The 10,122-nt window shown below is 61.8% G+C and carries 7 protein-coding genes; all 7 read right to left on the bottom strand.

What is annotated here, in order from left to right; genetic code table 11:
* Positions 1-107: 107 nt before the first annotated feature.
* Entirely contained in the window at positions 108-1,595 is a 1,488-nt protein-coding gene (locus NPX02_RS09315; RefSeq protein ID WP_260293257.1) for a sensor histidine kinase, read from the bottom strand.
* Positions 1,589-2,296: a response regulator transcription factor gene (locus NPX02_RS09310; RefSeq protein WP_260293256.1), complete on the bottom strand. Its 708-nt coding sequence runs from the start codon at positions 2,294-2,296 to the stop codon at positions 1,589-1,591. The genes NPX02_RS09315 and NPX02_RS09310 overlap by 7 nt, the downstream gene beginning before the upstream one ends.
* 469 nt (positions 2,297-2,765) lie before the next feature.
* Positions 2,766-3,038, bottom strand: a complete 273-nt coding sequence (locus tag NPX02_RS09305; RefSeq protein WP_260293255.1) for a hypothetical protein — start codon at positions 3,036-3,038, stop codon at positions 2,766-2,768.
* Between the two features lie 311 nt (positions 3,039-3,349).
* Positions 3,350-8,188 carry an NAD-glutamate dehydrogenase gene (locus NPX02_RS09300; protein WP_260293253.1) on the bottom strand — a complete coding sequence of 1,613 codons (4,839 nt, stop codon included), beginning with the start codon at positions 8,186-8,188 and terminating at the stop codon, positions 3,350-3,352.
* Positions 8,189-8,798: 610 nt separating this feature from the next.
* On the bottom strand, positions 8,799-9,110 hold the full coding sequence (locus NPX02_RS09295) for a hypothetical protein (RefSeq protein WP_260293251.1): 312 nt from the start codon (positions 9,108-9,110) through the stop codon (positions 8,799-8,801).
* Positions 9,111-9,187: 77 nt separating this feature from the next.
* Positions 9,188-9,784 carry a recombination mediator RecR gene (gene recR, locus NPX02_RS09290; protein WP_260293249.1) on the bottom strand — a complete coding sequence of 199 codons (597 nt, stop codon included), beginning with the start codon at positions 9,782-9,784 and terminating at the stop codon, positions 9,188-9,190.
* 13 nt (positions 9,785-9,797) lie between these two features.
* Positions 9,798-10,121, bottom strand: coding sequence for a YbaB/EbfC family nucleoid-associated protein (locus NPX02_RS09285; RefSeq protein ID WP_260293247.1), 324 nt, complete (start codon positions 10,119-10,121; stop codon positions 9,798-9,800).
* Between the last annotated feature and the right edge of the window lies 1 nt (position 10,122).

Raw genomic sequence — 10,122 nt, 5'->3', positions numbered from 1 at the left:
GGAGGTCCGCCCCCGGGCCGATTTCGCGGCGAGGCGCCGCTCCTACAGGTTGATTTTTGCAACTATCGGGTTTATCCAGTCGAGAAGTCGCACCCGTTGCCCATTCATCACTCCCCCGGCATCAACTCCACCGCCAGCGGCAGAATGAAGGTAAATATGCTGCCGCTGCCGGGTGTGGACTCCACCCGGATCTCCCCTTGCTGCAGGGTCATGATGCGCTTGGCGATGGCCAGGCCCAGGCCGGCGTGTTCGCCGGAGGTGCGTTTTTTCGCGGACTGGTAGAAGGGGTCGAAGATGTGCGGCAGGTCTTCCGGGTTGATGCCGCAGCCGGTGTCCTGGACGGTGACGGCGACGCCCTGCTGTTCCGCCGCCAGGGTGAGGGAGATGGCGCCGCTGCTGTCGGTGTGGGTGAAGGCGTTTTCGATCAGGTTTTCCAGCACCCGCTCGGTCAGGCCGATATCGGCGTAGACGAAGGGGAGCGCCGGGGGTGGGTTCATGACGAGTTCGATCCGCTGTTGTTCGGCGCGCAGGCGATATTTCTGCACCACGTCCTGCACCAGTTCGGCGGCGGCAAAGGGTTCGCAATGGGGCTGGGTTTCGCGGGCATCCAGGCTGGCCAGTTCAAACAGTTCGTCGACCTGCCGGGAGAGGCGCCGCGCCTGGCGCAGGGCGATGGCGGTGTACTCCCGGCGCTCGGCCTCGGCCATGTCGCTCCCCTTCAGCTCCAGGGACTCCAGGTAGCCGAGCATGGAGGCGAGCGGGGTTCGGAGATCATGCGAGACCTGGGCCACCAGTTTGCGCCGCAGGCTGTCCTGCTCCTTGAGCTGTTCCAGCTGGTTCTGGATGTGGGTGGCCATCTGGTCGAAGGTGAGGCCGAGCCGGTCGACCTCGTCACTCGGTCGTTTCTGTTCCAGCAGGTAGGGTTGGTGGGAGATGAAGTTGCTCTGGTGGAAGGCCGCCATCAGGCTGGAGAGGCGGTGCAGCCGGCGGGTCAGCAGCCGCAGCACGATCAGGCCGACCAGCAGGCCCAGACCGAGGCTGACCACCACGGCCCAGCCGCTGAGTTGCAGAAAGTAGCTCTCGCGGATTGTCTTGTCCACCGAGTCGAACTCCTCGCCGCGCAGCACCACGTAGAGGTAGCCCTCCGGGTGGGCGGTGGTGGGCACCGGGGTGACGGAGAACGCCTTCTGGCCGTCATGGCTGCGCGGGTCGTCACCCAGCAGGGGGTAGGCTTCCGATCCTTCGAGAAACGCCTTCAGCGGCGCCAGGGAGACATGGTTGCGCTTCACCTTACCGGGATCGGCCGAGTAGGCGAGGATCTTGCCGTCGAGATCCAGCAGGTAGATCTCGATACTGGGGTTGATCACCATGTATTGATGGAAGGTCTCCTTCAGCGCCTCCTGGTTGATCCGCCCTTCGGCCACCAGGTTGCGGTCCATGACCAGGTTGCGCGCCAGCTCCTTGTTGAAGGACTGGTTCACCTCCTGCAGGTAGTACTTGGTGGCGGTGGTGCTGATGACGGCATACAGCAGCCCGATGGTGATGAACAGCACCACCAGTCCGGCCGCCAGTTTGGCGTAGAGCGTCCTCAGCATGTCTCGGCGAACTTGTAGCCGACACCCCAGACCGTGAGGATGTACCGGGGGTTGGCCGGATCGGGCTCGATCTTGGTGCGCAGCCGGTTGATGTGGGTGTTGACGGTGTGTTCGTAGCCTTCGTGGTTGTAGCCCCACACCGAGTCCAGCAGCTGGATGCGCGAGTAAACCGAGCCGGGATGGCTGGCGAAGTGCAGCAGCAGATCGAACTCGCGGGCGGTCAGCTCCACCGGCTCGCCGCGTACCTGTACCTGGTGACGGGTGACATCGATGACGATATCGCCGCGGTCGATGACCGCCTGTTCCGGTTGGCTCGCCCGCTGGCTGGTCAGCGCCTCGGTGCGGCGAAACAGTGCCTTGATGCGGGCCTGCAGCTCCAGCACGCTGAACGGCTTGGTGAGGTAGTCGTCGGCCCCCATCTCCAGGCCCAGCACGCGGTCCAGCTCGGAGGATTTGGCGGTAAGCATCAAGATGGGTACGTAACCCTCGCTCTTGCGGATCTCGCGGCAGACGGCCAGCCCGTCCATGCCCGGCAGCATCAGGTCCAGCACCACCAGGTCGTAGTGGCCGTGGTTGAATCGGCTGACCCCTTCCCTGCCATCGCCGATGATATCCGCCTGGCAGTCGATGTCATCCAGGTGCATGCGAACCAGCCGGGCGATGTCCGGGTCATCTTCGATGATCAGTACGCGATGGGTCATGGGTGATGTTCGCTCTGCCGCTGACGCTGGATACATGATACATGGCCTGCCGAGGGGTGGCTAATGGCTGAAAGAAGTGTCCCAATACCCCTGTGTTGAGTCACGCCCTTCGGGAGAACCCTGCCCTTAACCCACAAATGCCGATGAACACGCGTGATGGGTGGAGGCGCGCGCCACCGTTGCTGGAGGCTGTCCGTGGCGGCTGGGCGCGCCGTAACCCATCTTCGGATGCGGATGCAGGTGCGCGATGGGTTGCGCGCCGGAGAGGGAGCCGGCGGAGAGTTCATAGGGGCGCTCCACCCATCCTACGCCCGGATGCGGTTCCGGCCCACTTATGGGTAAAGGGTAGGGCTAACCCAACCTACCCGATTGTTCCGGGCGGTGAGAACGGGTTGGCACTGGTGATAGCACATTCAAACCTGTCAGCGTGGGCACAAACAACGTACCCACCCTACCAAGCGGTTACCCCCTACTTCTTCATCTTGTCATCCATCATGGGCTTCTTTTCCATTTTGTCATCCATCATGGTTTTCTTGTCCATCTTGTCGTCCATCATCGGTTTCTTTTCCATCTTGTCCATCTTGTCCATCTTGTCCATCTTGTCGGCCATCATGGGCTGGGTGACACCCATGACCGGCTGCCCGGAGCCGTCCTTGACCATTTCAGCCGCGGTGGCGATACCGGCGGCGGACAACATGATGGCCATGGTACAGATTTTTAGTGCGGTGGTTTTGTTTGACATGATCTTCTCCCTGAGAGGTGTTGTTCGCCCTTCGGCACGATTGCCAGCAGCGACGCGGATTCGCTCCCGGCGGCTGGCTTGAGGTAATTAAACAGGAGGGAGATCCGGCTTGGATCACGGAAAGTTCACGATTTGATAACGGTTGGGCCGGTGGGTCGGGGATGGCCGTGATCGACCGTGGTGCGCCGACCGATCGGCCCGGGGGCGGGCCTCCTACTGACCGGCCCACATTCCTGGTGGACGACCGACTTGTAGGAGTGGCGCCCCGCCGCGATTGCGCGCCGGGGCGGTCCTCCATCGCCGTTGTGTGTTTACAGGTCCGATTTCAGCAGAGCACCGACCCCCGCCACCACCACGGACATCATGGCGAAGTCGACCGAGGTGCGGGCCTTCAGGTCGGTTATGGTTCGCTGATGCCGGTCGTAGGCGAAGCGGTACTCTTCGGCCCACTGCTCGATCATCTTCCTGGCGTTTTTCTGTTTCTTCACGGTGGTGGCCAGTATCTGCGCGGTGAGCTCCCGCTGGTGCCGGTTCAGGGTATTGATCAGGCGTGTCTTGGCCATGCTGTGCCAGTGGCTCTGCTCCGCCAGCTTGGCGATCTGGTCACGCACCCAGTGAAATTCCAGGGTGGAACCGAGGTTGTAATAGAGGGATGCGACCACCTGGATCTGCCGCTTTCGCTGCCTGGCGACCTCCACCAGATCCATGGCCGATGCCAGCATCACGGTGCGGCTCACCTGTTGCGCCACCTCGCGGGGCACGCCGGCATTCAGATAATATTTGATCTGCCGGTTCAGGGTCAGCCGATCTTTGGAGGCGAGGGGTTTCGGCATCTGTTCCAGCAGCTCCTGGACCCCCTCCTGGAAGTAATCCACCAGGTCGCGTACCACGATCTTCTGACGCGACCGCAGTATCCACAGCACGCTCTGCTCCAGCAGGCGGGCCATCATGCGCATCATCTCCAGTTGCACCGAGGCGGCCACCTGGTTATCCAATGCCTCGATCTCGCGCCACAGCTGATCGGTGGAGAAGATCTTGCTGGCCGACAGATAGGCGCGGGTGACCCCGGCAATATTGGTCCCCACCTCCTCGCGCACGCGGAAGCCGAAACCGGGGCCGATGTGATCCACGATGCTGTTGGTCAGGTGGGTGGAAATGATCTCCCGCTTCAGCTGATGCGAGCGCATCTCCTTGCTGAAGCGCTCGCCCAGGGCCTTGGGGAAGTAGTCCATCAGCTCGATTTCGAGGAATTCATCATCCGGGATATCGGAGTGGATCAGGGCATCGAAGTAGGTCATTTTGCTGTAGGCAAGCAGGACCGCCACTTCCGGCTTGGTCAGGCCGCGCTTCTCCGCCTGGCGTTCGGCGATCACCTTTTTGCTGGGCAAATACTCCAGTGCGCGATTGAGCCGTCCCTCATTTTCCAGGAAGTCGATGAAGCGGGCATGTTCGTTGAGACGCTCGGGCGCCTCGGAGAACACCATGCTGATCGACTGGGTCTGGGCGTAGTTGTCCGCCAGTACCAGTTCGGACACCTCGTCGGTCATCTCCACCAGCAGTCTGTTGCGCTGTTTTTCGGTCATGTCGCCATTGGCCACCACCTGGCCCAGGAGGATCTTGATATTGACCTCATGGTCGGAGCAGTCGACGCCGGCCGAGTTGTCGATGGCGTCGGTATAGATCAGCCCGCCCTTGTTGGCAAACTCGATCCGCCCCAGCTGGGTGACGCCCAAATTGCCGCCCTCGCCCACCACCTTGCAGCGCAGCTCGCTGCCGTTTACCCGCAGTGCGTCGTTGGCCTTGTCGCCGACGTCCTCGTGGCTCTCCTGTTCGGATTTGATATAGGTGCCGATGCCGCCGTTCCAGATCAGATCGACCGGGGACTTGAGCAGCAGGTTGATCAGTTCGGTGGGCGTCATCCGGTCCACCTTGGCACTGGTCATCGCCTTCACCTCATCGCTCAGGGTGATGGACTTGGCACTGCGCGGGAAGATGCCGCCACCCGCCGACAGCAGGTTCTTGTCGTAGTCGGTCCAGCTGGAGCGTGGCAGCTTGAACAGCCGTTTGCGCTCCTTGTACGAGCGCTCCGGATCGGGATCCGGATCGAGGAAGATGTGCTGGTGGTTGAACGCCGCCACCAGTTTGATATGCCGGGACAGCAGCATGCCGTTGCCGAACACGTCACCCGACATGTCACCAATCCCCAGCACGCGGAAATCGCTGCTCTGGATGTCGACCCCCAGCTCGCGGAAATTGCGTTTGACCGATTCCCAGGCGCCACGCGCGGTGATGCCCATCTTTTTGTGGTCATAGCCGACCGAGCCGCCGGAGGCGAAGGCATCCCCCAGCCAGTAGCCGTACTCGGCGGCCACGCCGTTGGCGATGTCGGAGAAGGTGGCGGTCCCCTTGTCCGCCGCCACCACCAGATAGGGGTCATCCTCGTCGTAGCGCGCCACGTCGACCGGCGGCAGCACCTTGCCGTCCGTCAGGTTGTCGGTGATATCCAGCATCCCCTTGAGCAGGGTGCGATAACAGTACACCACCTCTTCCATCATCTGTTCGCGCTCCAGGCCATCCAGGGGGCGTTTGACGATAAAGCCGCCCTTGGAACCGACCGGCACGATCACCGTGTTCTTCACCATCTGCGCCTTCATCAGGCCCAGCACCTCGGTACGGAAATCCTCCATCCGGTCGGACCAGCGCAGCCCGCCACGGGCCACCCTACCGCCGCGCAGATGCACCCCCTCCATACGCGAGGAGAAGACAAAGATCTCGAACATCGGCATCGGCAGGGGCATGCCGCTCACCTGGCGCGGGTCAACCTTGAACGAGATGTAGGACTTGAGCCGCCCCTCGGCATCCGGCTGGAAGAAGTTGCTGCGCAGGGTGGACTGGATGATGTTGACATAGCTGCGCAGGATGCGGTCCTGATCCAGGCTGGCCACCGCTTCGAGCTGGCTGTCGATCTTCTGCAGGAGGGCGTCGATCTGCGACGTCCTCGCCTTGCGCGCCGGGTTGAACTTGAGATTGAACAGGTCCACCAGCAAGCGGGTGATATCGGCATTGCGGGTCAGACTCTCGATGATATATGAGCGGCTGAAGGGGAAATGGATCTGCTTCAAATAGCGCGAATAGGCGCGCAGCAACACCACCTCCTTCCACATCAGCCCGGCATCCAGCACCAGCTGATTGAAGCCGTCATTGTCGACATCGCCCTCCCAGACCTTGAGGAATGCTTCCTGGAACAGCCGGCTGATCTCGTCGGTCAGGTGTTCGTGACCGCCGGCGTAGCGCATGGAGAAGTCGTGTATCCAGACGTGTCCACCCCGATGGCGAACCCGATAGGGCCGTTCGCCGAATACCGTCAGGCCCATATTCTCCAGGATCGGTATCACATCCGAGAGCGGTACCGGATTGTCCGCAAAGTAGAGCCGGCAATGAACATACTCGGAGGATTCGAGTATCGGGCGGTAGAAGTGGAGACCCAGATGCCCGCTCTGCCGTGCCTGTTCGATCCGCGCCACATCGGCCGCCGCGGTGCGCGGGTAGAAGTCTTCGCGAAAACCGCTCGGGAAGGCGTTCTCATAGATCTTGTAATACTCCGAACCCTGCGCCTCGCCGTACTGTTCGATGAGCGCGGTATGCAGTTCATCGCGCCAGGTGGTGGTGGCGCCGATGACCAGCGACTCCAACTCCGCCGGGGTGCACGCCATCTCCTCGCCGACCGGCGTGTGGATGATCAGATGGATACGCGCCAGAGTCGATTCGGTGAACTGGGTGCTGAATTCGACCTCGGTCCCGTTCAGTGCGTTCACCAGCACCTTCTGGACCGCCAGCCGCAACCGCCTTGAGTAGCGTTCCCGGGGCAGGTAGATCAGACAGGAGTAGAAGCGCTTGAACAGGTCCCGGGTGACGAACAGGCGGGTGCGCTGCCGTTCCTGCAGACCGAGGATGCCCATCGCCAGCCGTTCCAGCTCATCCACCGGGGTTTGGAACAGTGCATCGCGCGGGAAGGTGGCAAGGATGTTGTCCAGCGCCTTGCCCGAGTGGCTGGAAGCGGAGAGACCGGCGCGTCTAATCACCTCGCGGGTCTTCTGCCGCAGCAGCGGTATGTCCTTCGGCGGGCTGTTGTAGGCCACGGAGGTAAACAGGCCCAGCAGGCAATAGAGCCCATCCACCTCGCCCTGCCGGTTGAAACGCTTGATGCCGATAAAATCCATGTAGGCCGGGCGGTGCACCGTGGACTTGGCATTGGACTTGGTCACCACCAGGAATTCCTGGCTGGCGATAGCGGATTCACCGGCCACCGGTATGACCGCCCCCGCCTGCTGGTCATTGAGGCAGGATTCGCGAAAAAGCCCCAACTGCGAGGTGCTGTTGAGCTGCAGCGCCGGGGCCTCCCCCGCACCGACCAGATCGAATTCGCAATAGGCCAGGAAGGTGAAATGCTCGTTATTGATCCATTTGAGAAACTCACCGGCTTCAAACTGCTTCGTGGCATCGATCGGCAGTTTATCCCGGTCGAGGATTTCGCTGATCGCGTTGACCCGCTGTTTTATCTCCTGCCAGTCGGTATTGGCGTGGGTGACGTCACGGATCACATCGCGAATCATCGTTTCCAGCCCATGCAGCACATCGGCGGAGAGCTGCCGCTCCACTTCGAAGTGGATCAGGGACTCCACCACGCCCTCCTTCTCGCCCCCCTTCTCTCCTGGCGCCCTGATCTCCTGCAGGCGTCCCGCGCTGTCCCGCACAGTGCGTACCAGGGGATGGATAGTCAGGTGAATCGTCAGGCCTTCCCGATTGAGACCCATGGAGAGCGAATCCACCAGGAACACCCGGTCGGTGGCGACGACCTCAATGATGGTGTGGGGGCTTTGCCAGCCGTGCTCTTGAAAGTTGGGGTTATAGACCCGCACCGAGGGTTCATCTCCCTTGCGCGCCTTCAGCAACTGCCAGTGGGCGATAACCGCCCCCACCAGGTCAGCGATCGTGGAGGACTCCAGGTCCACCGCCGAGATGTGACGATAATAAAAACCCAGCATCTGCTCGATCTGGGTGCGCTCCTCCGGGGTGAATCCGGAATCGGGATATCCGGCCAGGTTATCCAGCAATTGCTGCAGCAGGGGATTCCCCTTGTGTTTCATCATGTCTTGGTTCCAGTGCGATTGGCGAGTTGTTTATGTCGAAGCTGATGTCGGCGATGAATTATTTTTGTTTCGTCACAACTGATACTAAACGTAGCGCAGGCATGGAACTTTATCCAGACAATTATCCGAAAAAGATATGGCCTGCTCGTAATTTACAGTCGAAAGGGGAAGTGCAACGTCAACTACCCTGACTTTAAAGGGTTTATCGGGTGAGGATATGAAGGGGTCGGAGTCAAGCCGCATACCGGCGGTGGGAAATGTTTGCAGGTCCGGGCGGCTTGACTCCGACCCCTGCGGGATAATCCGTCCCTTTTTTGGTGCGGTTCGCAAGCTCACCGGCACCCTACGATTGATGTACCGTTTACGGACCGGAGGATGGCATGCGCTGTCGCTTATCCACCCTGCAAAAGTACTTTATCAATTTGAGATAGTATTGGTGGTTTACAGGCAAAAGGAGAGGTGCCGCTTTAATACCGGACATGAAGGGGTCGGAGTCAAGCCGCATACCGGTGGTGGGAAATGCTTGCAGGTCCGGGCGGCTTGACTCCGACCCCTGCGGGATAGTAACGCATGCCGGCAGAATGGCCCGGCCCGCCCGAACGGCACCGCATCAGGCGTACTCATCCACCCCCAGCATACGGCTCACCTTCTCCCGCTCTTCGGCGTCTTCGAGGGTGCGATAGGCGCGGATGGCCTGGCGGTTCTTGCCATTGATGCCGTCGTCCATGAGGTTCTGCTGGTAGATCAGGCCGGCCCGGCCCTCCAGTCCGGTGCGCAGTTCGCCGGTCGGGACGACGGCCCGGGGTGGCAACGGCGGAGCGGCGCGGCGCGACGGGTCATCGCCCCGAGCAGCCGGCTGGACAGGGACCAGCGAGCGGGCGATGGCGGGATCATAAGAGGCGCTGCCGATGGCGTTGATCATGCGGATACCGAACAGTGGGAGTGATCAGCCTGGAGGCCGCCCATTGGATGGATAGACAGGAACACCACCCGCATAGTTCAAAACTCCCGGCGCCCGCTGAAGGCGTGCGAGAGGGTGCCCCCGTCCACGTACTCCAGATCCCCCCCCAGGGGGACGCCGTGGGCGATCCGCGTCACCCGCACCCCCCGCGCCCGCGCCATCTCACCGATATAGTGGGCGGTGGCCTCGCCCTCGACGGTGGGATTGGTGGCCAGGATCAGCTCCTGGATGTGGCCCTCGGCCAGCCGCCGGTCAAACAGGTCCAGACCGATCTCCCGGGGGCCGATCCCGTCCAGCGGCGACAGGTGTCCGCCCAGCACGAAATAGCGCCCGCGAAAATCGGTAGCCTGTTCGATCGCCACCACCTCGGCCGGGGTCTCCACCACACAGAGCTGACTGTCGTCCCGCCGCGGGTTGCCGCAGAGGCTGCAGATATCGGTCTCGCTGAGGGTGCGGCAGCGGCTGCAGTGGCCGATGCGCTCCATCGAATCGCCCAGCACCCTCGACAGCAGCCGGCCGCCCTCCCGGTCACGCTCCAGCAGATAGAACGCCATCCGCTGGGCGGATTTCGGCCCCACCCCGGGCAGGCAACGCAGGGCCTCCATCAACTGTTCCAGCAGCGGACGATTGGACATGGTCAGAGCCAGCCTAGAACGGCAGCTTGAAACCGGGCGGCAGACCCATGCCGGAGGTGACGTCGCTCATGCTGTTCTGGGTCTTCTCGGCCACCTTGTGCACGGCATCGTTCATCGCCGCGGCCACCAGATCCTCCAGCATCTCCTTGTCATCACCCAGCAGCGACTCGTCGATCTCGACCCGGCGCACCTCGTGCTTGCCGTTCAGGGTGACCTTGACCAGGCCGCCGCCGGACTCACCGGTCACCTCCTCTTTGGCCAAGCGCTCCTGCGCCTTCTGCAGATCGGCCTGCATCTTCTGGGCCTGCTTCATGATGTTGCCTAAACCGCCTTTCATT

Source organism: Sedimenticola hydrogenitrophicus (assembly GCF_025175675.1).
Lineage (GTDB): Bacteria > Pseudomonadota > Gammaproteobacteria > Chromatiales > Chromatiaceae > Sedimenticola > Sedimenticola hydrogenitrophicus.
Note: the sequence above shows the minus strand (reverse complement) of the source record. Positions and strands in the feature narration are given on the sequence as shown.